The sequence below is a fragment of the Vreelandella sp. V005 genome (assembly GCF_052645115.1).
The window spans coordinates 95440-118518 of record NZ_JBQXYA010000007.1; the positions used below are offsets into that span (position 1 = coordinate 95440).

Genomic DNA, 23079 nt, shown 5'->3' on the forward strand with positions numbered 1-23079 from the left:
CTAAATAGCTTTTAGAGATAAAAAGATAATTATATATTCTTTTGTAGAATATGACGCCCGCGTTAAGGTGACGCTACATTAACGTCCGTCTCAACGTGACCATTTCGCTTTTTAGCAGGATCGTGCCACATGTACCGTTATGATATTCACGACCAAACACTGGTTGATGAGCGTGTCGCTCAGTTCCGCGACCAAATGGAACGCTACCGCGCTGGGCGTTTGGGTGAAGAAGAATTCCGCCCATTAAGGTTGCAGAACGGCCTCTATATTCAACGCCATGCGCCTATGCTGCGTATTGCGATACCCTACGGCATGCTGGCGGGTAATCAGCTGCGTGCGCTGGCTGAGATTACTCGTCGCTATGACCGTGGTTACGGCCACTTCACCACGCGGCAGAACCTTCAGTTGAACTGGCCTGCCCTTGAGGATGTGCCAGATATCCTGGCCGACCTGGCCAAGGTACAGATGCACGCGATTCAGACCAGCGGCAACTGTATCCGCAACACCACCAGCGATCAATTTGCCGGTATCGCCAATGATGAAGTGGAAGACCCGCGCCCCTGGTGCGAATTAATTCGTCAGTGGTCTACCCTGCACCCTGAATTTGCCTATCTGCCGCGCAAATTTAAAATCGCCGTCAGCGGTGCAGCCCAAGACCGCGCCGCGATTCAGGTACACGATATTGGCCTACGCCTATGGCGCAATGCCGATGGCGAGCTGCGCATCAAGGTGTTAGCCGGTGGTGGCCTGGGCCGCACCCCCATGATTGCCGATGTGGTGCGCGAAGATCTGCCCTGGCAGCATCTGCTGACCTATCTGGAAGCCTGTGTGCGGGTTTATAACCAGTTCGGCCGTCGTGACAACAAGTTCAAGGCGCGGATTAAAATCCTGGTTAAAGCGCTAGGCATCGAGGAATTCCGCCGCCGCGTCGATGAAGAGTGGGCGCACTTGAAAGACGGCCCTCAGACGCTCAACCAAGCCGCAGTCGATGCCGCTAAAGGCCACTTCCCCGAGCCGGATCGCCGCCCGGTGGCGGAAAACGCCAATGAAGCGTTTGACCAACTGCGTGCCGAGAATCGTAGCTTCGCCCGCTTTGTGACCAATAACGTGTCGGATCATAAGGTGCCTGGTTATAAAGCAGTCACGCTTTCCTTGAAGCGCCGTGAGCACGCGCCTGGCGATGTGACCGCCGATCAGATGGAGGCAGTCGCTGATCTGGCTGATCGCTACAGTTTTGGTGAAGTGCGCGTTACCCACGAGCAAAACCTAGTGCTTTCAGACGTGCCGGTCGATGAGCTGGAAGCGCTGTGGCAAGAGCTCGAAGCGCTGGGCATGGCCAATCCGACGGTGGGCACACTCAACGATATCATCTGCTGCCCGGGTGGCGATTACTGCAGCCTGGCCAATGCGGTGTCTATTCCCATTGCTCAGGCGCTGCAGGAGCGCTTCGAAGACCTGGACTTCCTCTACGATTTGGGGCCACTGGATTTGAACATTTCTGGCTGCATGAACGCCTGTGGCCACCACCATGTCGGCCATATCGGCATCCTGGGTGTCGATAAAAAAGGCGAAGAGTTCTACCAGATCTCCATTGGCGGTAACTCCACCGATGATGCATCGCTGGGTAAAATTCTGGGCCCCTCATTTTTCCGCTCTGACGTGCCGGATGTGGTCGAAAAAGTATTGGAAGTCTACGTGGCGCAGCGCCATGAAGACGAGCGCTTCCTAGATACTTACCGCCGTATTGGCTTAAAACCCTTCAAGGAGCGTGTTTATGCCTAATAAAGCCAATGAGACAACCGCTGAACCCGTTGAACAGACGCCAGTGCATGTTGATCATCTGATTGCCAACGGCGAGCTAGCGGCGGAGAACGCTTGGTGTGTCTCCTACGATGCGGAAGCACTTCCCGAACAGCGCCCGGCGTTTGTACCACTGACGCTTTGGCAAGCTAACCAGGAGGATGACGAAGAGCTGTCGCCGTTGCTTACCAGTGATACTGAACTGACACCAGAATTGGCGCAGCAAATTGGTAAAGCTGCAGCGATTGCCGTCGATTTCCCGGCCTTTACCGATGGCCGTGGCTACACCCTGGCCCGCTTATTGCGCGAGCGGTACGGTTATGCAGGTGAAGTGCGTGCGGTGGGTGATGTTTTGGTAGATCAATTGGAGTACATGCGCCGCTGTGGGTTTTCTGCCATGGCGCTGCGTGATGATCAGGACCCAGAGGACGCCCTACGCGCACTGAGCTTTATCAGCGTGCGTTACCAGCCGGATGTAGAAGAGCGTCAGGCGCTGTTTGAACGCCGTTTGACCACTAGCGAGTAGCTTAATCAGGCAGGCATAAAAACATAAGGGCAGCTTCGGCTGCCCTTTTCAATGAATAAGGGTCAGATTACCCTCGCCGTTTCTGCTGTCGTTCACGGTTATTGGCTTTAGCGCGATCGCTCTTACGCAGCATCACCCAAGTAGCGCCCAGCCCCCCTTCCGATGGTTGCGCTGATACGTAAGCTTGGACTTCCTCAAATTGACTTAGCCATTTGGCAAGATAAGAACGCAGCACATTGGCAGGACTGTCGATTTCACGCCCGCGGCCGTGCACGATGAGTACCGAGCGTAAATCATGCGCGTAAGCTTCCTGAATAAAGGGAAATAGCATCCGACGGCACTCACTCAGCGGTCGCCGAAGTAGGTGGAGTTGGGATTGAGCACTATAGCCACCGTGCTTTAATTTATCGATGACGCCTTGCTGAATGCCCTCCCGGCGATACTCCATCGGGTCGAACGGAGGAAGCAGGTCGACAAAGTCATCGGACAGAAAGTTGCGAGCGCCCATCTCTTCCTCCGCCCACTCACGCCGGGCCAGCTGCGACTCGGAAGGCTTTTTACGATTAGCGCCAGGATCTGCACGGTTGCTGGGCGCTATTGGCGCGACATCACCGACTAGCGCGCGAAAATCCATTTCATCTCGAAGTGGCTGATTCATTGCAGACTCCTCCGGCAGGGGCTAATAACCACCTAGTTTACATACATAGCCTAGCAAACACGTCCACTTTGCTTAAGCAGATAAAATAAGTCGATAACCCAGTACTAGAAAAATAGCGCGTGAAAGATAACGCTTAGAAGATAGCGCTTGTCATCGATAAGTTGACGCGCCAAGCTGAGCAGCCACTTCTTTCTATCGCCTAGGAGCCTGTTAGTGTGGCTAAAAAGGTTTGGATAAAACGTTTTTTTGTAGTCGGTGGTGTGGGCATGCTCAGCCTGGCGGGATGGCTATGGTTAATCATGCTTAGCCCTTGGTTTTATGAACGCCCCAATGACTTGGCCGAGATTGAACCGCGCCCCCATCAGGTCTTTGTTTACGGCACGCTACGCTATGCTCCCATTCGCTTGATCGTGATGGGTAGTTTTGGCGAACCTAAACAGGCTTTGCTTGAAGGGTATGAGCGCAGTGGACTGGACCTTTCCCCTGACGCAGGAAGTCGCGTAGAAGGCCTGCTACTTCGCGTCGATCCCACCGAGCTTGCGCGTCTGGATCGCTATGAGCGGCTGGGTATTCGTTACCAGCGGCGGGAGATCACGCTAAGCGATGGCACTCGCGCCTGGGTCTACCAGCGACTTAATGCGCTAGAAAATACCTTTGTACCGCACACGGACTTACCCATAGCTCTGGTACCATAGATACCCCTGTTATGTGCTTATGGCGTGACAGTTTCCATGATTTTAGCCAGGAATAAAGATGAGTGAAATGACTCCGTACGTTTTGGTGCTCTACTACTCCCGCTCAGGTGCAACGGCCACCATGGCGCAGCAAATTGCCGCCGGTGTCGAAAGCATAGCCGGCATTCAAGCACGTTTGCGCACAGTGCCACCGGTTTCAACGACCTGTGAAGCCGTTGACCCCGAGATTCCTGAGCAGGGCGCGGTCTACGTTGACTTGGATGATTTGCGTCATTGCAGCGCACTGGCGATAGGCAGCCCTACCCGATTTGGCAACATGGCCGCGCCGCTGAAATATTTTATCGATTCGACCAGCAGCCTTTGGATAAATGGCGCACTGATCGATAAACCCGCCTGCGCCTTTACCTCGACCTCAAGCTTACACGGTGGTCAAGAGAGTACGCTGCTGACCATGCTGGTGCCACTGTTGCACCATGGCATGGTTTACGCAGGCGTACCGTATAGTGAAACTACGCTCCTAGAGACGCATACCGGCGGCACTCCCTATGGGACCAGCCACTTGGCAGGCCCACGTAGCGACCGCTCGGTTGATGAACACGAGCGCTCGCTATGCTTAGCCCAGGGTAAACGTATCGCCCGACTCGCACTGGCGCTGCGCGCTATGCGTCAGGAGGCGTTATGAGGCAGTGGTTAGAGGATGTGGAAGCCCGCCACGGTATTGATAAACTCACAAAAAGAGCTCGCCAACTGGTGTTAGCGAGCTTTGGCCTATTGCTGATGCTGGTGATCTACCGCGGCTTTCTCGTTCAAGGCGATGAGTTCAACTGGCGCCCGGTGGTCGCTTTCGTGCTGCCTTTGGTGCTGTTTTTGCCTTCTATCATTGGCCAGCGCGCCCGCGGACATGCGTGGCTTGCCTTCGTCAGCCTGCTCTATTTTACCCAAGGGGTAATGCTGGCAACGCTTCCCGGACAAAGTATGCGCGGGGTGCTGGAAGCGGCGGTTTCAATGGCGCTTTTTGCGGGTTGCATGGGCTATGCACGCTTTCGTAGCCGGCAGTTACGGCGTTAAATAGCAATTAAAACCAAAGCCATACGACAACGCCTGCCGCTATTAGCAGGCAACCCAGCGCGCGTAATCGCAGCATGGCAGCATTCAAGGGTTCACTACGGGCATCAACCGGCTGCTGATTAAAGCGTTTGGTGCCTGCCAGCATTGCCGCTAATAATGGCTCGCCAAGTAGCCGATGCACGATCAACCCCACTAAGTGCAGCCCTATGAGAATAAGCAAGAAATCGCTATTCCACTGATGCAAGGTTCTCAGTTGGCTGCTAGTGGCGTCATTGACGAGGCTGTAGAGAGGCGCCTGAAAAAATATATCATCACTTAAAAACAAGCCACTCACCGCTTGAAAAGTGAGCGAAAGCAGCATCACAACCACCATCCAGCCACCCAACGGGTTATGGCTAGCGTAGGCACTCGGTTTTCGTTTGATGAGCGCTTTTGAATAGGTCATGGCTTTTGTGGGTGGATATAAAAACGTTTGGAACCTTGCATATATACTGCCCAGCACCCCCCATAGCCAGCGAAAAACGAGTAGGCCGATAACCAAGTAGCCCGCTTGTGCATGCACCTCAATGGGAAAGAGAAAAGGCGTGGCGCTCGTCTTAGTGGTATAAAATGAGAACAGTATGGCCAGTACCAACCCCCAATGAAATAGACGAATCCATCGATCCCATACCTCTATTGCTACCTTATCAGGCATAGCCCTTTCCTCTATCAGCCGTAATGAGTTAACCGGTGGTGAGCCCCTATGGGTGGGACAGCTTCGCATTAATTCTAGCTTTCTCATAGAATGCGAGACAGTTGGTCGCAACGGTGTTTCTTCTGACAGTTCAGAAACAGCCACTATGAATAAGTGCGTCAAACATTCATTGATGGCGATCACTTGAGCTTTATAGGCAGACCAGCGAACATGGAAGAAATTCAAGGGAGCAGCATGCGATGACACGTAATATAGCCGATATACGACGTGATTATGAAGGCGGCAGGCTAGACGAGTCCCAGGCACCTGACGATCCATTCGTGTTATTTGATGAGTGGTTCTCCCTCGCGCTGGAGAAAGAGGGTAAAGATGGTAATGCCATGACGCTGGCTACCGTAGACAGTCAAGGCAGGCCTCATTCGCGGGTCGTGTTGCTAAAGGGGTTTGACGAGCGTGGCATGGTATTTTTCACCAACTACCATAGCCATAAAGGTAGCGAATTAAGCAATGTACCCTATGCCGCGATGACCTTTTGGTGGCCTTCGCTCTCTCGTCAGGTACGCATCGAAGGCCCCGTTGAGCAAGTCACCACGGATGAGTCGGATGAGTACTTTGGCAGCCGCCCACGAGGCAGTCAGTTAGGCGCCTGGATCGCAACGCAGAGCGTCGTCATACCTGATCGTAACTGGATCGAAGAGCGCCAAAAACGCTTCGAGCAAGCCTACGACGGCCAGCCTATTCCTCGCCCGATTCATTGGGGAGGCTATCGTGTTGAGCCAGAAATGATCGAGTTTTGGCAGGGCCAGCCGAGCCGCTTACATGACCGGCTGCGCTTTGAACGCCGCGATGGTGGCGAGTGGAGCCGTTTCCGTTTGGCCCCTTAATTGCCAAGAGAATTGCCCAACGCTCATTGAAGGCCTGCCGATGAAGACGCAGGCCTTTTTACTGGATGGCTAACTTAGTCTGGCAGACTCTCCAGGCGATGTCGCTGCCATTCGCTTTCGGGTTCGTTAAGGCGCAGCACGGCATCAATCACCTGCTCTTCCATGTTGTAACGGGATTTAAAGCCCAAATGCTTCATTAGTGCCCGCATCGGATGGTTGTCGACCATGATCTTACCAATCATTTCCAGCGTGCCGATGTTGGTGCAGTAATCGATCATTTTCTTCATCAGCAGGCTGCCAATGCCCAGCCCCTGCAGGTCATCGCGAATAATAACGGAAAACTCGGTACGGATATTGTCCGGATCGTTCCACACCCGCACGACGCCAAGCATCTCCTTGCTGCCATCGTCGCTCAAGTGCTCGGCGATAAAGGCCATCTGGCGGTCATAATTGATATGCGACAAGATCGATAGATCGCGCTGGGTAAGGTTGGATTTATTATGAAAGTAGCGAAAGCGGATACTCTCTTCCGAGAGCTGACGGTGGAAGGTGGTAATCAGGTGGGCATCCTCGGCGCGAATCGGCCGCACCTCTACTTGCCAGCCATTTTTGAGTGTCACCCATTCCCGCAGCTCTTCCGGGTACGGCATGATGGCAAACCGCGAGGGAGTGCCGAGATCCATTGCAAAGTCGACCGCCACCATGCCATCGCGATTGAGTAGCAGCGGATTCACTTCCAGCCCACGTAAATCACCCAGGTCCGACGCCATCTGAGAGAGCTTCACCAGCATTTGACAAAGGTGCTGGATGTCGCGCTCAGGATCGGCGGAGTGCTCACGGATCAGCGAGGCAGCATGCGTTCTACCCACGACGTCCGCCGCGAGGCTCATATTGAGTGGCGGCAATGCCACCTGGCGGTCAGCCAGTACGTTGACTTTATAACCGCCGATACCGAAGACAATCAGCGGCCCGAACACAGGGTCGCGTGTAATGCCTGCGCAAATCTGCATCGAATGCTTGCCACGCTGCATGGGCTGCAAACAGTATTCGCGTATGGCGTACTCGGGGAATTTCTCAGCGACTTTTTCGCCGAGTTGAAGAACCCCCGCGGCTACCTGCTCGGGGGTGTCCAAGTCCTGCAGCAGCCCTGCCGAAATTTTATGCGGATGCTTGCGGTAGCGATAAGGGCGGCAGTTACCTTCGTGAACGACTTTAAGCGCCTTGGTGCCAGGTATCTCCGCAGCACGCGCAAGCGCCTCATCGGGGTTGGCCAAATACACGCTGGGGGCCGTTGGGATACCGTAGGCCTCAAGCACTTGGGCCGTTTCCGAGTGTGTTAGGGTTTGTCTACCCTGCTCTTTTGCCTGTTTAATCAGTTGGCGGCACTGAGCACGAATTTCGGGGCTGGTCGAAAACGGCAGGCTGGGCGGAATTTCCTGAAGCAACGCTTGAACGCGCTGGTAAATCACCATATGCATAAAGGCCTTAACGGCTTTTTCTGGTGAAATATACGTCGGGATCCCCGCTAAATTACATATATGCCGTGCGTTAAGTGCTTCTTTTAACCCCATCCAACTGGTCAGTAGATTGCGGCGAAACTTTTTGCGGTTATCGATCAGGGCTTGCGCTGTCACCAGCGAAGGAGCCATCCGGGTGGGAGCATGAACCACCAACACAGCGTCCACATTGGCATCGGAGGCGACGATCTCCAGCGCCTGAACAAACCGCTCTGGTGAGGCATTGCCGCCCAGATCCACCGGATTCTCGCCTGGCTTGCTCATATCCACCTGGCTCTGATGGAGAGCAGCCTGGGTGTCGGCACTGAATTCGGCTAACTTACCGCCCGCACTGATCAGCTTATCAATGGCCAGCATGGCAGGCCCCAAACCATTCGAGACGATGGCCAAGCGGTCACCCTTCAATGGTTTCATCCGCGATAGGGTTTCCAACGCATCGAGCAGTTCGTCGGAGTCATCCACCCGCACGACCCCGGCTCGGGCAAAGGCAGCATCGAATACCACATCACGGTTGGCGATGCCGGGCGTGGGTGCCATGCCGGAAATATCCGATTCTGGGGTGCGACCGCTTTTTATCGCTAGTACCAGACGATTACGTGATGCGTCACGCACGGCGGTCATAAAGTGCTGGGCGTCGCTGATTCGCTCAAGGTGCAGCATGATGGCCTGAGCTGGCGAAAATTGATTTACGTAATCGATTAGGTCGGGCAGTAACACATCAACGCTATCGCCTACCGTAATTAGGTGCGAAAAACCGACGTCACGCCCTGCCGCCCAATCGATCATTGCATTGGCGAGCATCCCGGACTGCCCCAGATACGCGACACGGCCAGCTTTCACTGGTTGGCTGGCATAGGAGGCGTTGAGTTTTTTACCCGGCACAATCAGACCCATGCACTCCGGGCCCAGTACTCGGATACCGGATACCCGAGCCGCACTCAGCATGCGTTCGCGAATCGAGCCCTTGTTGCCTTTATCGCGGTCAAGGTAGGCACCGCCAGACAGCACGAGTGCTGCCTTGACCCCGTGCTGGCCGAGCTTTTTGATCAGGCTGGGCACGCCTTCAATGGGTGAGCAAACCACCGCTAGATCCGGCACTTCAGGTAACTCGCTCACACGGCTGAAGCACGGCACGCGGAATACCTGCGAATACCCTTTTAGATTGACCGCCCAAAGCGATCCTTTAAAGCCGCCCTCTTGAATATTTCTCAGTACCAAACCGCCCAGCGATGCGGGCTTTTCAGAGGCGCCAAACACCGCTAGTGTACGAGGTTCGAAAAAATGGTGTAAAAAGCGCGTGCTCACGGATGAGTCTCCCTGACATAAATAGCGACCGTACGACTTATTGACACTGTCGCGTAGGGCATGGAGGCGATTAAGGTGGCATCAATAATAATGGAGCGTTTGAATGATTACCGCCTACCTTACCCACCCAGACTGCTCATTGCATCATATGGGGCCGGAACATCCCGAAAGCCCTCAGCGTCTGGAGGCTATTCGCGCTCGTCTATCGCTTGCTGGCCTATTACAGCAGACCATGCAGGCAGATGCCAAAGAAGCCTGCGAAGAAGCCCTTGCCCGCGTTCACCCCTTGCGTCACCTGCGCGCGCTTGAGAAGTGCCTGCCTACGGAGGGCATCGTCAGCCTAGATAGCGATACCATGATGAACCCTAACAGCCTGCAAGCGGCGCGTGTGGCTGCGGGTGCGGTCATTCGTGGCGTTGACCAAGTCTTCAAACGCCAGGCCGACAATGTTTTCTGCGCGGTAAGGCCACCGGGGCACCACGCAGAAGCCAGCGATGCCATGGGATTTTGCTTCTATAACAATATCGCGGTCGGTGCTGCGCACGCCCGAGCCAAATACGGGGCTAAACGGATTGCCATTCTCGATTTCGATGTGCATCAGTGTAACGGCACCATCGATATCTTTAAAAATGATCCGGAGGTGTTGATATGCACCAGCTTTCAATACCCCTTCTACCCATGGCGCTACCTTCGCAGCGAGTGGCAAAACGTGGTGAATACACCGCTGGAAGTAGGCACGGAGGGCCACGAGTTTCGCCGCATTGTAGAACGCCATTGGTTACCTGCGCTACATGCCTTTAAGCCTGACCTTGTGATGATATCCGCTGGCTTTGATGCGCATCGTGACGACCCGATGGGCGATGTTTGCTTGGAGGATGAGGATTTCTATTGGATCACTCACTTGGCGATGGAAATTGCGACGCTCTATGCGGATAACCGAATTGTCTCGGTACTCGAAGGTGGCTATAACCCCAAATCACTGGCCAGCGGTGTAGAAGCGCATCTCAAAGCACTCTTGGGCCTACCCTTTGGGGAAGTGCCATAATTAAGGCCTCATTTACACCTGCTTGGCGGGCATCTTCCCGCTTCTAGGCTGTGCTATCATGCGCTTCTTACGACACACGCCTAAGCTATCGCCGCCAACGTGACGAGCCTTATGACCGCAACTTCTGAAGAGCATGCCGCACTGCGTATCGCATCGGGAAGCAAACCCTTTGTTGAGCCTCTGCGCCTTGGTGAACGGCTCAAACAAATTCGCTTGGCCAATCAGTGGACCCTAGAAGACGTTAGCCAGCGCACGGGGCTAGCGCGCTCCACGCTATCCAAAATTGAAAATGACCAAGTCTCTCCTACGTTCAGCGTGGTTCAAAAGCTGACCACCGGCCTGAATATCGACCTACCTCAGTTGCTGACGCCGCCCAAGCGGGAGCGTTACACCATGGGGCGGCGAGATCTAACCCGCAAAGGAAAAGGCCAGCTACACCCAACACCGACTTATGAGCACGAACTGCTGGGGCATCAACTGGCTCAAAAGCGAATGATACCCTTCAAAACCATCGTACGGGCGCGTAGCTTTGATGAGTATCAGCAGTGGGTGCGCCATGATGGCGAAGAGTTCTTGATGGTGCTGCATGGCGACATCATGCTCTACACCGAATTCTACGCCCCGCTGCTGTTAGCAGAGGGTGACAGCATCTATTTTGATAGCGACATGGGGCATGCGCTCGTCTCTACTAGCCAAGATGATGCGGTGGTGCTTTCCGTGTGTACCCGTGGCGATGCGGCGTAGCTAGAAACAGTGCGTTCTACAAGCAATTGGTAGGCTTGGGCAGCCCGGCTAGGCGAGCAATCCTTTTGGCGGGGCTGCCGGGGAATAGCTGCATCAGATAGATCGATCGCCCCTTCTCTTCTCCCAGCGCATTTTTGGTTGCCTTGACGAGTGGGCGCATGGCCGGTGCCATTTCGTAGCGCTGGTAGAAGGCCCGCACCACATCAATCACTTCCCAATGTTCAGCAGTAAGTGTCAAGCCTTCCTCTTCAGCCATCAATTTGGCAACGGATTCGCCCCAGTCTGCTTGATTAACTAAATATCCCTCCGGATCGAGCGGATACTTTTTTTCAGAATCAAGATAACGGTATATTTTTGGTTCCGACATTCATTAATACCAGGTAACTGTCTTTAGGTGCTGTTCGGTAAGCGATACAAAATCGTCCATTTCTATCGTCGGCAACTGGTGCTTGGCTGCAATGCTGGCAAGCCCACGCGAGGTTAGGTCTTCCGATAGCATAAAAATACGCGACTGATAGCGTTGCCAAGCCTCCCAAGTGGGGTCAAGCGCCGCAGTAACCGCCTCTTCAATCAGCAGCACACTATCTTGCTCCCCAATCGCTTGCTGCATTTCGAAAGATGCGCTGCTGTTAGGCCCCTTGGTGAGGATGTGTAGCATCATCGTTACCCCACTAAAAGTTGAGTATGTTGGTGTGTTGCTGCAATAAGTCAGGTATGTCCCGCTCTGCGATCACGGTTACCCCATTCACTAACATGTCAGTGGCGATATACAACGCTTGCAGAGCTTCTTCGGCTATCCAGAGCTTATCAATATCGTACATTTCTAACATATCGATGGTAGGAAGGGTCGCCTTTTGCCCAGGCGCCCCACTGCTCTGCTCCTTCATTAGCGCCAGTATTCCCTGCCCCATAAAAAGCAGATGAACAGGTTGACCAAACGCAGCGGCCACCAAGGCGGCATCTAGCCCTTCACGCAACCAGTTAGAGCCGTGGGGAGCGTGTCGGATAATCACTAATAGCGCATTAGGGGTCGCCATGTAATCTCCTCTCAAGCAAACGTAATGAGTCGGTCGGCGCGTTGCTGTAAGGCATGCAACTGGCCAAGGCCGGTTAACTCAAAGGGGGAAAAGACATTGTACGTCTGCTTACCGTGGCGCTGCGCCTCGGATTCATTCATTAATCCGCGCCTTAGTGCGGCGGCGATGCACACATCCAACGGAATAGCATGCTGCTGATTCAATTCCAGCCAGGCGTCATGGAGGTTGAGTTCGTCCTGAGGAGGCGCCATCAAGGAAGACGCATTATGAACGCCATCGTGATAGAAAAACACACCCGCCAATTGATGCCCACGTGATAGCACGGCGTACGCAAAACGTAATGCAGAGTGCGGTGCCGGGCTACTGTACGGCGCGCCCATTACTAATAAACCGTACTGCATCTCTAGATACCTAGTCGTTGATGAAAAAAAGATTGATGCCCAGTAGTGGTGGCCTAAAAAAAGACAGACCCTAAATAGGGCCTGTCATTGCTTCTAATTACTGCCAAGAATCAATCGTTGCTCATGATGCCTAAAATGGAAAGCAGGCTCACAAACAAGTTATAGATGGATACATAGAGCGTTACGGTAGCGAGAATGTAGTTGGTTTCACCGGCACGGTGAATAATCTCGCTGGTTTGATACAGAATGGCGGCTGAAGCAAACAAAACAAAGCCTGCCGAAACCATTAGTGATAGCGCAGGAATGTTAAAGAAGAAACCAGCGACCATGGCAAGGATCAACACGATGGCACCTGCCATCAGGAAATTGCTCAAGAAGCTGAAGTCTTTTTTGGTGGTTAACGCGACTGCCGAAAGACCCACAAACGTCAGGCCAGTCATAGCCAGGGCGTTCATGATCAACGCGCCGCCATTGGGCAGGGTTAGGTAGGCAGAAAGTATCGGCCCTAACGTGAACCCCATGAAGCCTGTGAAAGCGAACGTGGCCAATAAGCCCGCAGCAGAATTCGCGGTTTTGTGGACAAGGAACATCAGGCCGTAGGCACCGATGAAGAACACGAAAATGTTCATCTGCTGAATGCCAAGTGCAACAGCGGCACCTGCCGTAACTGCTGAAAACAGCAGCGTCATTGCCAGTAGTGCGTAAGTGTTACGCAACACCTTGTTAGTGCTGACACTGTTGGCAACACCGCCCGACTGGGGGCGTGCCATACGTGAATCATTATAAGCCATGTGTTCATGCTCCCTAATGGTATTTCCAACAACTGACAAGAATGCCGTTGCCGAGTTCCAGACGCAAGTCTTTGTCTATCTTACACAGTCTAGCGAACAAATGGTTATTCAACGTTTTATCAGTTCACCCGCTATCGGCTATGCTTCATCAACACTCGATTGGACACAATAATATGAAAAAAATTCTACTCCCAGGCAGCGCTTTAACGCTCTTCTTTTTAGCGCTGCCGGCTTCAGCATTCTCCCCCGCGGGGCAAGATATTGCTTACAACGTCAACGGTGAAGATTTTCAGGGCTATTTCATCACTGGCGGTGAAAACGCAAAAGGCAGCGTACTGATCGTTCATGACTGGGATGGGCTGGATGACTATGAGCGCCAACGCGCTGATATGCTGGCCGATAAAGGGTATGACGTTTTTGCTGTCGACCTATATGGCGAAGGAAACCGCCCCCAAGCGGTCGACGACAAGCGGGCGGCCACTAACCGCCTCTACCAGGATCGAGAACGAATGCGCGCTCTAACGCTGGGCGGCTTGGCACAGGCAAGAGAACAGGGCGCTACTGAACAAACGGTGATCATGGGCTACTGTTTTGGCGGTGCGGTAACGCTAGAAATCGCTCGCTCCGGGGAAGCCGACAACATCGCGGCCTACGCCAGTTTTCACGGTGGGCTAACAACACCGGAAGGCCAAGCCTATGCCAGCGAAACGGCTCCCCTCTTCATCGCCCATGGCGGTGCGGATAGCTCGGTGAGCTTAGAGGATGTGGCGACGCTGGCAGAAGAGCTAGAAACCGCGGGGGTGACGTATGAAGTAGGTATCTATTCAGGCGCCCCCCACGCCTTCAGCGTGTTTGGCAGCGACGCTTACCACGAACGCGCAGATCAACGCTCATGGGCGACTTTTAACGCTTGGCTCGATGAAATGCTTTAAAAGCAAAAACCCTAGCGGGGCTTCGCGCCACTAGGGTTCAATTAAAACGTTGTTGTCACTCTGCCTTTTAGCGCTGGTCTTATAGCTCTGTTCTTATAGCTCTGTTCTTATAGCTCTATTCTTATATACCTGCCCTTTTGGCTATGTTCTTTTAATGCTACTTTTTTCTAACTCAGCATTTCTTCTCCGTCATCTTTCTCCTCTTTATGGGGCGTAACGGTAGTGGTAGCCGTTTGCCGCGCATCTTGAGGAGAATTATAAAGCCGAGCATCAATCACATGCAGCACCGCCAATTGTGCAAATAACACCGCAAAACAGACGATTAAACCTTTTAACATGGCGGACTTCCTGAGGGCTAGTGTTAAACGCATAGTAGCTCATCGTTAGCCAAACACCATCTATTTAAGCGTCAAAAAATGCTCCGTCTAACAGCCTGAAAATCAGGCAAAGCAGCCCGTTGGTGGCACAAGGCAAACAGCGCAAAGACATGTTGTGCAATGCGCTTCATCTATTACTCCCAACAATTTTAAAAGATGGTCTACAGTGAAGGTGTCTCAAAACCCAAGGAGAGGATGATGTCGACATTTATTGTCTACAGAGCCGTTAAGGAAGGTGCGGAGATCGATTCACAGCCCGAATGGTGGGTAGTCGATACTCGCGAGGCGAGTGATAGAGATGGCGAGTTCGTTAGGCACCGCTGCGCAACGAAGCCTGAAGCGGATAAGAAGTGCAAGTGCTCAACGAGCAATATGCCGCCCCTTGAGCAAGGCGGTGGAGGCCTCTCTGGCCTCCTTTCCACTTATGGTAAGCGCACTGAGAAATTGAGGCGCGTTGCGTTAATCCTTCACCGAGACAGTACGCAGATCATCAACCGTCACCCCTTCTGGCAAATCTGAGATGTCGGCAGGTAACCACACGGGAGAAAGGTCACTGTCTTCTCTGCCATCGTCAAAGTGATGGCCAGGAATTCGATAAACGACGCGGTTATGGTGATGATCCCAGGCAAATACACGATCCATATGCTTATCCCGATAGTTGAACATACTCCTTCTGACACCCTCCAGGCGTATGACGTTCCCTATCACTAATCGACACCTATGGCTTAAATGATGTTAAATGCAGCAAGGAAATTCCTATGGCAAGGAGTCATTAATGAAAACACTTATCTCTCTTTGCCTACTTCTCTTCATCCTTGCAGGCTGTAGCACTGGCCCCACCTCTTCCAGAACCGCAGATTGCCGTAAGCTCGCAGAAGAAACCGGAGATACAATGGCCTACGGTGACTGTATCCGCGGCACACAGGTCAACAAAGCCGGGTTCTAATATACTCTTCAAGCTATTCAATAGGTGGCCGTTTGAAGGAACCGCATGAGGGTAAAGACCCGCAAGAGGCGCTACGGGTAAGGCTCAATAAAAGCTTACGAGAACGCAGAGCTTCAGCGGCTCGTAGAAAAATAGGCGCACGCGCAACCCGTCAGCAGTTCCTGGAAGCAACTCGCAACGTAGGCGTTATCGTTGTGGCCACCTGCTTTACTGCAGGCTGGGTGGTGACCAATCCCAGCTTGAATACTGATAACGTTTGGATGGGCGTGGGGCTAGGTCTACTCTTGATCTTTGTGGGGTCGTTCGGCTATGGTTACGTAGAGCGGGACAAAACCTCTGATGAGGAAAGAAAGCCATGAATGAATTTATTCTTGCCAGTATGTTGATGAGCCTTGCGGTCGTTTCCGGTGGCATGGTTTGGAGCCAGCACCGTGAACACCATGGAAAAAAATCACTTACCGAGAGCGCATTTTCCTGGATTGTCAAACGCTTTGCCTGATTGCTTCAGTTTGTGAATATCAAAGGGTCGCTACCAGCGGCCCTTTTTGTTTCTTCAACGTAAGCTAAAGCGGTAGTTCTCGACTTCCGCGCCCACTATAAAATATGCACGCCATTACCATTACTTTAAGGGACCCAAATGCCTGTCATCCAACGACTGCTTCGTGTCCTCAAAGCATCGACGCTCCAAATCTCATGGACCTTTCTTCTGCTAGTCGTCCTGGCCCACATGGGGACGACATGGGGGCTTTTTTCTCTCATTGGCGAAGCAATGGCCGATTCCGTTTCAGATTGGGTGTATTTTTACGTAGTAGTTGCCAGCACCGTTGGCTTCGGTGATTTCAGCCCAGAAACAGTGGCTGGCAAATGGATCGCTACGCTCTACCTCATTCCCGGTGGCATTTCACTCTTTGCGGCATTAATCGGTAAAGCCACGGTCACACTATCAACTTTTTGGAGACTCCAGATGCAAGGCAAAGGCGATTTTAGCCATCTGAGCGGTCATACCCTTGTCATCGGCTGGCACGGCGAAACCACAGAGCGAATTTTGGATATTCTCAAAGCCGACAAAAGCCTGCCGGACGAGATTGTACTGTGCGTCATTAAAGAAATGAGCAATCCACGCCCAGCTGATCTTAAATTCATTAAAGGCGAGAGCTTTTCCAATGCAGAGTTGCTCAAACGGGCAGGTGTTGAGAACGCGAGCCGCATTATCATCTATGACACCAGTGATGACCGTGTTGCAACAGTCGCGCTCAGTGCTTACAGCCTAAAAGGGGATGACGCCCATATCGTCGCCCACTGCGCCAATCCCGATACCGCCGCCATGCTACGCCGCACCTTGCCCGGCATTGAGTGCACCCAAGCGCTAGCGTTAGAGATGCTGGTACGCTCCGCTTCGGATGCCGGGATTTCGAGGGTGGTCAATGAGCTGCTTGCCGTCGATCGTGGCGCTACGCAATATCAAACGAAACTCATTGACCCGCCAGCGGGTGCTACGTTTGGCAACCTGTTTGTACAGGCGAAAAAAGTCTGTAATGCGACCGTCTTAGGATTGGCCAGCAGTCATGATGATAGCGACGGCAGTATGCTGAACCCAGCTACCGACCGCCTACTGCAAGATGGCGATGTTGTGTACTACATGGCCAATACGCGACTTTCAGAGCGACAGCTAGGTGACCTGCTTAACGAGGCCCACTAGCACTTTGCCCCCTCGCCCTGCTTACCCTAGCCAAGTGTTAACTTTCCTGTTTAGGGTAAGGGGTTTGTTTCAGTAGCGTCGCCAGATGAACGCAGTTGCGAGCAAGCCCCGCCGTAGCGGTTTGTACCATCTCCGGCGTTTGCTTCAAATCTTTGAAATCGGTTGCCTGCATTGCTTCACCCACCCAGTAGGTAGAAGCATTCGCTGGAATAGTGAATCCAACATCGTTCAAGCCTTGAAACAGTTCGGCGATAATGTGGTGAGCGCCATCTTCATTCCCCACTGCTACAACGCCAGCAACACAACCGTATGAAACCAGCCGCCCCTGGTCGTCTTTCTCATCCAGAAACGCATCCAGGCGCTCTAAAACACGCTGACAAATACTGGAGTGATGACCGAGCCAGACCGGACTGCCCAAGATGAAGATATCAGCGTCCAGGATACGCTGGCGAATACCAGGCCAGTCATCTCCTTCCCCTTCGTCGGAAGTCACGCCAGGCTTGATATTATAATCTACCGCACGGATCTGCTCGCCGGTGACACCGTGGCGCTCGAGTTCTGCCAGCGTCTCAGTGATAAGTCGCTCGCAAGAGGAGTCGGCAGGTGAAGGGGTAAGGGTGCAGTTAATTGCGAATGCCGTCAGTGCCATGTTGTTACCTCCATGTGAAAACAGTTTTATTGCCAGGTTATCGCACGCTCTTACCGTGCGAAGGACGGGCAATGTGGTCAAAATGCTGGGCTAGATTCTCTAGCTCATGCTCCAAGGCTTCACCCTCCATGGGACGACCATGACCAGTGATCACCGCGCGTGGCTTAAGCTCGGCCAGACGCCGCACGGAGACACGCGCAGCGTCCCAGTCGGGCGTAAAATAGCGGGGTGGCCCACTAAGCTCCTGATGCTGGGTCAAGACTTGATAGAGTTCATCCTGCCGAACCGTCACGAATGCATCGCCTGCGATCATGGCGCGGTCACTATCGCGAAAGAACGAAACATGTCCCTCGGTATGGCCTGGCGTGGCTATCCAGCGCCAATCAGGTAGACCGGGAACGCTGCCATCCTCGGACAAAGGGTGAATATGGGGTCGTAGATCTATCGGCGTGTTAGGAAAGAGGGCTGACAGCTTGGCCAGGATGCCCCCCTCCACCTTGGTGTCTGGGTAGGGGTAATGCTTTTCCCCAATGAGATAAGGCAACTCTAAAGCGTGAGCGTAAACAGGCACCTCCCAATACTCTGCCAACTCAATAGCTGACCCCACATGGTCGAAGTGGCCATGCGTCAGCAAAATAGCGTTAGGAGGGACATTATCGCCAAATCGGGACGCCGCCGCTTCGACGATCAGCTCTTTGCTGTGGGGCATTCCAGCATCAATTAAGACCCAATCGCTGCTACCGGGGTGTCCGACAAAGCAAACATTAACGATTTTAACGGTGAGTCCCGCTACATCAGGAAGCAGCTCGAAAAGGTCACCACTCTTAATTGATGTCAGCGGCATCATTTTGCTATTAAGCGGATTGTTAGGCATAACCCCCTCCTTGGGCCAGTAACAAGCGCGATATAACCATCATCGTCGCCCACCTTTTCTTGCTGCGTTTGGTAAAAAAATAGTGATGTCGCTACGAAAAGAAGTCAGTGGTGGTTATTACTTTTTCCGCATAAAAGGAAAAATCTTCGCCATCGTATCGGCCATTACTTGATCGATAGGTTTATGATCCAAGCTGATAGCCGCCCTTGCAGCCGTGTACGTTCCTTTATACGCCCGGGCGATTTCACTATCCGTCATGTTATCGGGTAGCTGCTCTTTGGCTCGGATAATATCTATGACCTGCTTATCCATATAGCCTCTCCTTTAAACTCAGCGTGCTCTCTAGCCTAGTACAGAGCGGATATTGGCGGGGATGGTAAAAGGTTAACAAATTTTAGAATTTACGCTCCCACGCTAATTAAAATGAAAATTTTCGTTATTGCTGATGGAAAATATTTAGTGAAAAAATCGCGATCTAGGCCCATCACCTGCTCAAAACTGCATCCGGTTCAGGAAACACCTGCACGAATCGATAGGCAACGGATATACCGCCAGCAAACAAGAGCCATGCACTGCGCTGCCACGCTTGAAGAGAGCAAAGTTTACCAGCCACGAGATGAATGCTAGCCAACCCTATGATAGCCACTAGCTGAAACCATATATTTAAACTTAACCTACATTTTAACTTTTAAAAAAGTAGCTATTAACAGCTTTTTAGAAATTTCTCTTTAGCCTCCTCGTTTCAATAAAACCAGACTCCGCTTAATTAACAATAGTCAAAAAAATCAAGAAACGATTATAAATAAGTTGATAAAAATTAAAAAATATCTTTCCGGCTTGTTAGCAAGATTATTTCTACATATGTTTTGGTCACCAGCACAGGATTGCTGCGTCCACTGGGTAGACCAGTGGAAGTGAAGCGTTAGGAATGGCGACGTTGAGTAACCTATAAACGCGCTTTTCCCCAATAATTTGCTGAAAGGAGAATGCAATGAGTGATAAACGGAATAGCAATTCAGATAAAATGTCTGTCAGTGAAGCGGGTAAAAAAGGCGGTGACGCCACTGCCAAAACCCACGATAAAGAATTCTACGAAGATATTGGCCACAAAGGGGGTCAGAATAGCGGCGGTAATTTCGCCAACGACCCTGAAAGAGCGGCCGAAGCGGGCCACAAAGGCGGTCAAAACAGTGGCGGCAACTTCGCCAACGATCCCGAAAAGGCGTCGGAAGCGGGCCAAAAAGGCGGCCACAATAGCGGTGGTAACTTCGCCAATGATCCAGAGAAAGCTTCCGAAGCGGGACAGAAAGGCGGAAAAAACAGCCACAGTGGCGGCCGCTAATCACTGAAATATCTTCTCAAGGATGAGTATAAAAGTACGACAAGGACATATCAACGCTGCTAGCGATGCCCCTTTCGCTAGCAGCGTTTTGTAAAAGACATTTTCTTACGACAGCTTCTTACTCTGAAGCACCCGCATCATGTTCCGCAGCATCTTCTTCACCCTCTTCGACCATTTCTTGTGCTTCCTCCTCTTCTTCCTCTGACGCTTCGGGCTTTTCCTGATCTTTACGCCCAACGGCGAGCGTCGTAACGATGCCGAAGTGGTCGGAGCCAATCACTTTGATCCGTTCAAGCTCAACAAGGTGAAGCCCGTCAGAGACAAAAAGATGGTCGATTGGGTAGCGCCAAAACGGGTACGCCGAATGGTAAGTACTCAGCAATCGTCGGCCACGACGTGGATCTTTTAGATCGCTCAAATCGGCAAACAATCGCGTGGTATACGACCAGCCTACATCGTTAAAATCACCGGTGACGATCCAGCGGTTATCCGGGTCCTTTTGCACATGCTCGGCTATCAACATCAGTTCCGCATCGCGTTCACGGCTGTCCCGTCGGGCCTCGGTATCTTCGCTCTCGATATCTTCTTCAAGGCCTGGTGGGACTGGATGAGCCCCCACAAACCGCACGGGCCCTATGCCTGGTACATCTAGGGTGGCAAAAACCGAAGGCCTGCGCTCGGAAACCAAGTGCTCCACCTGCTTCTCCAGAAACGGATAACGCGACCAAAGCACAAGCCCCTGGCCTTCATCACGCACCTCTCCCACTCGATAATCGTAGTCGTCGTCCAGCGGAGCCAGCCCTTCTTCCCAGGCGCTATCAACTTCAATCAACAGTAAGAGATCTGGATCCTCACGCCGCACCATCTCTATCAATTCGGCATAATGATCGTTTTTGAAGGTAATATTGGCGGTCAGTACTTTTAATGCGGTCCGATCGTCATCGGATCGCATTTCCGCCGATGGCACCTCGGTGGGCCAAACGGGTGTAAATGGCAAAATGTGATAAAGGTGCCACCCAGCAATAGCCAGGATAACGGCAACCCAGGCGGCATGCTCTTTTCGGGGACGCTTGAGCCATGCATGGATAGCTAACAGAAGAAGCGGAAACACCAACGCGGCGGTTAACTGCACACGAGGGAAATCCCACAACCTAACCCACCACTCACCACTAGGTAACAAAGGCAGAAGGCATACCACCAGCATTAAGGTAACCAACACTCGGCTGGCCCAGAGCAGGAGCTTTAAAAACATGAAACCTCTCAAAAGCAGCGACGGCGAACGCGGGAATCCCGGGCATAGTGAATCATGTTGCCGCCAATATGGTTACGATTTATATATTCCGCTTCACTAAGGGGCAAATTCACCGAGTACTTCGTGCCTGAACCAGTGAAGGCTAACCTAGCTTGCCGCCCTAAGCGCATTAGGCAATTACGCTTTCATGGAGCAAATTCAGCGTATGTTGCACTCATTTTGTGGCCGCCTAAGGGTACGGATTTACCGCAAAATAGCCAAGCAAGGTATAGCGCATCGCGGGTATCGCTGCCGGCGCCAGCACGTAACACTCTCAGCGCTAACTTAACATGTGTAAAGGCACTCCGCTGCTACACTTATCTGTTTAGAGGATTCATCAGCAGCCTAAATATGGTCTTTCATTAGTGCGTGTTTTTCGGACAAGGAGAGTCCAGTCATGATGGGGTTAGACACCGTCGACTTGGCCCGCCTCCAGTTTGCCACCACGGTGATGTACCACATCATTTTTTTGGCGCTAAGCATTGGGTTGGCTACTTATCTGGCCTTTCTCGAAGGAATGTGGCTCAAAACAGGCAATCGAGTCTACTTGGGTATCTATCACTACTGGCTGCCTCACTTCGCCGTCAACTACACAGCAGGCGTGGTGTCTGGGGTCATCATGGCTTTCGAGTTCGGCACCAACTGGAGCGTATTCTCGTCTAAAGCGGGCGAAATCAGCGGAGTATTGCTGACCTATGAAGTAGTCACCGCCTTTTTTCTCGAAGCGGGCTTCTTCGGCATTATGATGTTTGGCGAAGAGCGCGTTGGTCGAAAGGTCCACTTTTTCGCCACCTGTATGGTCGCGCTTGGCGCCTACATTTCCAGCTTTTGGATCCTAGCCTCGAACAGCTGGATGCAAACACCCGCCGGTTATGCATTCCAGGACGGTCGGATTATTCCTGCAAACTGGTGGGAGGTCATTTTTAATCCTTCCCAACCCTTTCGCTTTGTCCACATGTCACTAGCGGCTCTAATCGCGACGGCTTTTGTCGTGGCCGGTGTTGCTGCCTGGCATCTGTATAGGAATCACCGTGATACCGTCGCAAGAAAGATGTTCTCAATGGCACTGTGGATGCTAACGCTGATCGTACCGCTGCAGATCATCGCCGGTGACGTGCATGGGTTGAATACCCTCAAGCATCAGCCCGCCAAGGTAGCCGCAATGGAAGCGTACTGGAAAAGCGAGCCTGACCGTGAAGGAATGCCCATGGTGGTTTTTGCTTGGCCTGACCCAGAACAGGAGAAAAACCTGTTTAGCTTGGACATTCCGCGACTCAGCAGCCTCTACCTGACCCATTCATTGTCCGGCAAAATTCAAGCACTGGAGCAATGGCCAAAAGAGGATCGGCCCTATGTACCGCTTGTGTTCTATGCCTTTCGGCTGATGGTTTATTTAGGTTTTACGATGTTCGGTCTGGTTGCTGTGTCGCTATGGATGCGTAAGCGAAAGCAGCTTTACCAATCACGCTGGTTCTTGATCCTGATGATGCTGGCCACCCCCATTGGCGTTATCGCCATTGAGGCCGGTTGGGTCACCACGGAAGCGGGAAGGCAGCCCTGGATTATTTATGGCTTATTACGAACTGCTGATGGCGTTTCGCCATTTAGCGTCACCACGTTGGTCACCAGTTTGGCCGGACTATGGGGCATCTACACTCTGATCTTTTTCATCGGTGCCTACTTTTTCTTCAAGCTGATACGCCACACGCCTGAGAGCATATTGCCTGACAACGAGGAGCATGATGATGCCCATGAGCAACGCGGCCCTAAAGACCCCTTCAGCCGACGATATAAGCGCCAGTGA

General features: G+C 52.5%; 28 protein-coding genes. 14 read left to right on the forward strand and 14 right to left on the reverse strand.

What is annotated here, in order from left to right; translation table 11 throughout:
- The first annotated feature begins 129 nt into the window (after positions 1-129).
- The gene (locus tag ACUN8H_RS15175) at positions 130-1782 is read left to right on the forward strand and encodes a nitrite/sulfite reductase (RefSeq protein WP_445532901.1); all 1653 of its coding nucleotides are present in this window, start codon (positions 130-132) and stop codon (positions 1780-1782) included.
- Positions 1775-2326: a DUF934 domain-containing protein gene (locus ACUN8H_RS15180; protein ID WP_445532902.1), complete on the forward strand. Its 552-nt coding sequence runs from the start codon at positions 1775-1777 to the stop codon at positions 2324-2326. The genes ACUN8H_RS15175 and ACUN8H_RS15180 overlap by 8 nt, the downstream gene beginning before the upstream one ends.
- A gap of 67 nt (positions 2327-2393) precedes the next feature.
- Here ACUN8H_RS15180 and smrA read toward each other — a convergent pair whose 3' ends face one another.
- Positions 2394-2984 (reverse strand): DNA endonuclease SmrA, encoded by a 591-nt coding sequence (gene smrA, locus ACUN8H_RS15185; protein WP_445532903.1) that lies wholly within the window; start codon positions 2982-2984, stop codon positions 2394-2396.
- A gap of 215 nt (positions 2985-3199) precedes the next feature.
- Between smrA and ACUN8H_RS15190 the strand changes: the two genes are divergently transcribed.
- From ACUN8H_RS15190 to ACUN8H_RS15200, 3 genes are read left to right on the forward strand one after another with little or no spacing between them, the layout of a single operon-like run.
- A complete protein-coding gene (locus tag ACUN8H_RS15190) occupies positions 3200-3679 on the forward strand; it encodes a gamma-glutamylcyclotransferase family protein (protein ID WP_445532904.1) in 480 nt (159 codons plus the stop codon).
- Between the two features lie 58 nt (positions 3680-3737).
- Positions 3738-4361 carry an NAD(P)H:quinone oxidoreductase gene (gene wrbA / locus ACUN8H_RS15195; protein ID WP_445532905.1) on the forward strand — a complete coding sequence of 208 codons (624 nt, stop codon included), beginning with the start codon at positions 3738-3740 and terminating at the stop codon, positions 4359-4361.
- Positions 4358-4747, forward strand: a complete 390-nt coding sequence (locus tag ACUN8H_RS15200) for a DUF2069 domain-containing protein (RefSeq protein WP_445532906.1) — start codon at positions 4358-4360, stop codon at positions 4745-4747. The genes wrbA and ACUN8H_RS15200 overlap by 4 nt, the downstream gene beginning before the upstream one ends.
- Before the next feature lie 7 nt (positions 4748-4754).
- Here the strand turns inward: ACUN8H_RS15200 and ACUN8H_RS15205 are convergent, their stop codons facing one another.
- Positions 4755-5441, reverse strand: coding sequence for a cytochrome b/b6 domain-containing protein (locus tag ACUN8H_RS15205; protein WP_445532907.1), 687 nt, complete (start codon positions 5439-5441; stop codon positions 4755-4757).
- A gap of 239 nt (positions 5442-5680) precedes the next feature.
- Between ACUN8H_RS15205 and pdxH the strand changes: the two genes are divergently transcribed.
- On the forward strand, positions 5681-6325 hold the full coding sequence (gene pdxH / locus ACUN8H_RS15210) for a pyridoxamine 5'-phosphate oxidase (RefSeq protein WP_445532908.1): 645 nt from the start codon (positions 5681-5683) through the stop codon (positions 6323-6325).
- Between the two features lie 74 nt (positions 6326-6399).
- Here the strand turns inward: pdxH and ACUN8H_RS15215 are convergent, their stop codons facing one another.
- Positions 6400-9147 carry a bifunctional acetate--CoA ligase family protein/GNAT family N-acetyltransferase gene (locus ACUN8H_RS15215; protein WP_445532909.1) on the reverse strand — a complete coding sequence of 916 codons (2748 nt, stop codon included), beginning with the start codon at positions 9145-9147 and terminating at the stop codon, positions 6400-6402.
- A 103-nt stretch (positions 9148-9250) separates the two neighbouring features.
- Between ACUN8H_RS15215 and ACUN8H_RS15220 the strand changes: the two genes are divergently transcribed.
- Together ACUN8H_RS15220 and ACUN8H_RS15225 are read left to right on the forward strand one after the other, a co-directional pair.
- Positions 9251-10192 carry a histone deacetylase family protein gene (locus tag ACUN8H_RS15220; RefSeq protein WP_295709268.1) on the forward strand — a complete coding sequence of 314 codons (942 nt, stop codon included), beginning with the start codon at positions 9251-9253 and terminating at the stop codon, positions 10190-10192.
- A gap of 111 nt (positions 10193-10303) precedes the next feature.
- Positions 10304-10936 carry a helix-turn-helix domain-containing protein gene (locus tag ACUN8H_RS15225; RefSeq protein WP_445532910.1) on the forward strand — a complete coding sequence of 211 codons (633 nt, stop codon included), beginning with the start codon at positions 10304-10306 and terminating at the stop codon, positions 10934-10936.
- 16 nt (positions 10937-10952) lie between these two features.
- Here ACUN8H_RS15225 and ACUN8H_RS15230 read toward each other — a convergent pair whose 3' ends face one another.
- The 5 genes from ACUN8H_RS15230 to ACUN8H_RS15250 all read right to left on the reverse strand — a co-directional run bounded on the left by ACUN8H_RS15230 (position 10953) and on the right by ACUN8H_RS15250 (position 13165).
- Entirely contained in the window at positions 10953-11303 is a 351-nt protein-coding gene (locus tag ACUN8H_RS15230) for a TusE/DsrC/DsvC family sulfur relay protein (RefSeq protein ID WP_445532911.1), read from the reverse strand.
- Positions 11304-11306: 3 nt separating this feature from the next.
- Entirely contained in the window at positions 11307-11597 is a 291-nt protein-coding gene (tusB, locus tag ACUN8H_RS15235; RefSeq protein ID WP_445532912.1) for a sulfurtransferase complex subunit TusB, read from the reverse strand.
- Between the two features lie 10 nt (positions 11598-11607).
- The gene (gene tusC / locus ACUN8H_RS15240) at positions 11608-11973 is read right to left on the reverse strand and encodes a sulfurtransferase complex subunit TusC (protein WP_445532913.1); all 366 of its coding nucleotides are present in this window, start codon (positions 11971-11973) and stop codon (positions 11608-11610) included.
- Positions 11974-11984: 11 nt separating this feature from the next.
- Positions 11985-12374 carry a sulfurtransferase complex subunit TusD gene (gene tusD, locus ACUN8H_RS15245; RefSeq protein WP_445532914.1) on the reverse strand — a complete coding sequence of 130 codons (390 nt, stop codon included), beginning with the start codon at positions 12372-12374 and terminating at the stop codon, positions 11985-11987.
- Positions 12375-12484: 110 nt separating this feature from the next.
- Positions 12485-13165 carry a Bax inhibitor-1/YccA family protein gene (locus ACUN8H_RS15250; RefSeq protein WP_290700921.1) on the reverse strand — a complete coding sequence of 227 codons (681 nt, stop codon included), beginning with the start codon at positions 13163-13165 and terminating at the stop codon, positions 12485-12487.
- Between the two features lie 173 nt (positions 13166-13338).
- Here ACUN8H_RS15250 and ACUN8H_RS15255 point away from each other — a divergent pair, with 173 nt between their 5' ends.
- Entirely contained in the window at positions 13339-14097 is a 759-nt protein-coding gene (locus ACUN8H_RS15255) for a dienelactone hydrolase family protein (RefSeq protein WP_445532915.1), read from the forward strand.
- Positions 14098-14264: 167 nt separating this feature from the next.
- On the opposite strand, the gene ACUN8H_RS15260 is transcribed toward ACUN8H_RS15255, so the two are convergent.
- Entirely contained in the window at positions 14265-14435 is a 171-nt protein-coding gene (locus tag ACUN8H_RS15260) for a hypothetical protein (RefSeq protein ID WP_445532916.1), read from the reverse strand.
- A 498-nt stretch (positions 14436-14933) separates the two neighbouring features.
- Positions 14934-15140, reverse strand: a complete 207-nt coding sequence (locus ACUN8H_RS15265) for a hypothetical protein (protein WP_445532917.1) — start codon at positions 15138-15140, stop codon at positions 14934-14936.
- 312 nt (positions 15141-15452) lie between these two features.
- Here ACUN8H_RS15265 and ACUN8H_RS15270 point away from each other — a divergent pair, with 312 nt between their 5' ends.
- The 3 genes from ACUN8H_RS15270 (at position 15453) to ACUN8H_RS15280 (ending at position 17119) form a co-directional block, all read left to right on the forward strand.
- Entirely contained in the window at positions 15453-15779 is a 327-nt protein-coding gene (locus ACUN8H_RS15270) for a hypothetical protein (protein WP_445532918.1), read from the forward strand.
- Positions 15776-15919, forward strand: coding sequence for a hypothetical protein (locus ACUN8H_RS15275; RefSeq protein ID WP_445532919.1), 144 nt, complete (start codon positions 15776-15778; stop codon positions 15917-15919). Before ACUN8H_RS15270 ends, ACUN8H_RS15275 begins: the two co-directional genes overlap by 4 nt.
- A 228-nt stretch (positions 15920-16147) precedes the next feature.
- Positions 16148-17119: an ion channel gene (locus ACUN8H_RS15280; protein WP_445533015.1), complete on the forward strand. Its 972-nt coding sequence runs from the start codon at positions 16148-16150 to the stop codon at positions 17117-17119.
- Between the two features lie 37 nt (positions 17120-17156).
- On the opposite strand, the gene ACUN8H_RS15285 is transcribed toward ACUN8H_RS15280, so the two are convergent.
- The 3 genes from ACUN8H_RS15285 to ACUN8H_RS15295 form a co-directional block, all read right to left on the reverse strand.
- Positions 17157-17768 (reverse strand): flavodoxin family protein, encoded by a 612-nt coding sequence (locus tag ACUN8H_RS15285; protein ID WP_445532920.1) that lies wholly within the window; start codon positions 17766-17768, stop codon positions 17157-17159.
- Between the two features lie 37 nt (positions 17769-17805).
- On the reverse strand, positions 17806-18642 hold the full coding sequence (locus ACUN8H_RS15290; RefSeq protein ID WP_445532921.1) for an MBL fold metallo-hydrolase: 837 nt from the start codon (positions 18640-18642) through the stop codon (positions 17806-17808).
- A 117-nt stretch (positions 18643-18759) separates the two neighbouring features.
- Positions 18760-18954: a hypothetical protein gene (locus tag ACUN8H_RS15295; protein WP_445532922.1), complete on the reverse strand. Its 195-nt coding sequence runs from the start codon at positions 18952-18954 to the stop codon at positions 18760-18762.
- Positions 18955-19633: 679 nt separating this feature from the next.
- On the opposite strand from ACUN8H_RS15295, the gene ACUN8H_RS15300 reads away from it, so the two are divergent.
- Positions 19634-19984 carry a general stress protein gene (locus tag ACUN8H_RS15300; protein ID WP_445532923.1) on the forward strand — a complete coding sequence of 117 codons (351 nt, stop codon included), beginning with the start codon at positions 19634-19636 and terminating at the stop codon, positions 19982-19984.
- A gap of 118 nt (positions 19985-20102) precedes the next feature.
- On the opposite strand, the gene ACUN8H_RS15305 is transcribed toward ACUN8H_RS15300, so the two are convergent.
- Positions 20103-21236, reverse strand: coding sequence for an endonuclease/exonuclease/phosphatase family protein (locus ACUN8H_RS15305; RefSeq protein ID WP_445532924.1), 1134 nt, complete (start codon positions 21234-21236; stop codon positions 20103-20105).
- Between the two features lie 436 nt (positions 21237-21672).
- Between ACUN8H_RS15305 and ACUN8H_RS15310 the strand changes: the two genes are divergently transcribed.
- Complete coding sequence (locus ACUN8H_RS15310) at positions 21673-23079, forward strand: cytochrome ubiquinol oxidase subunit I (protein WP_445532925.1); 1407 nt, start codon at positions 21673-21675, stop codon at positions 23077-23079.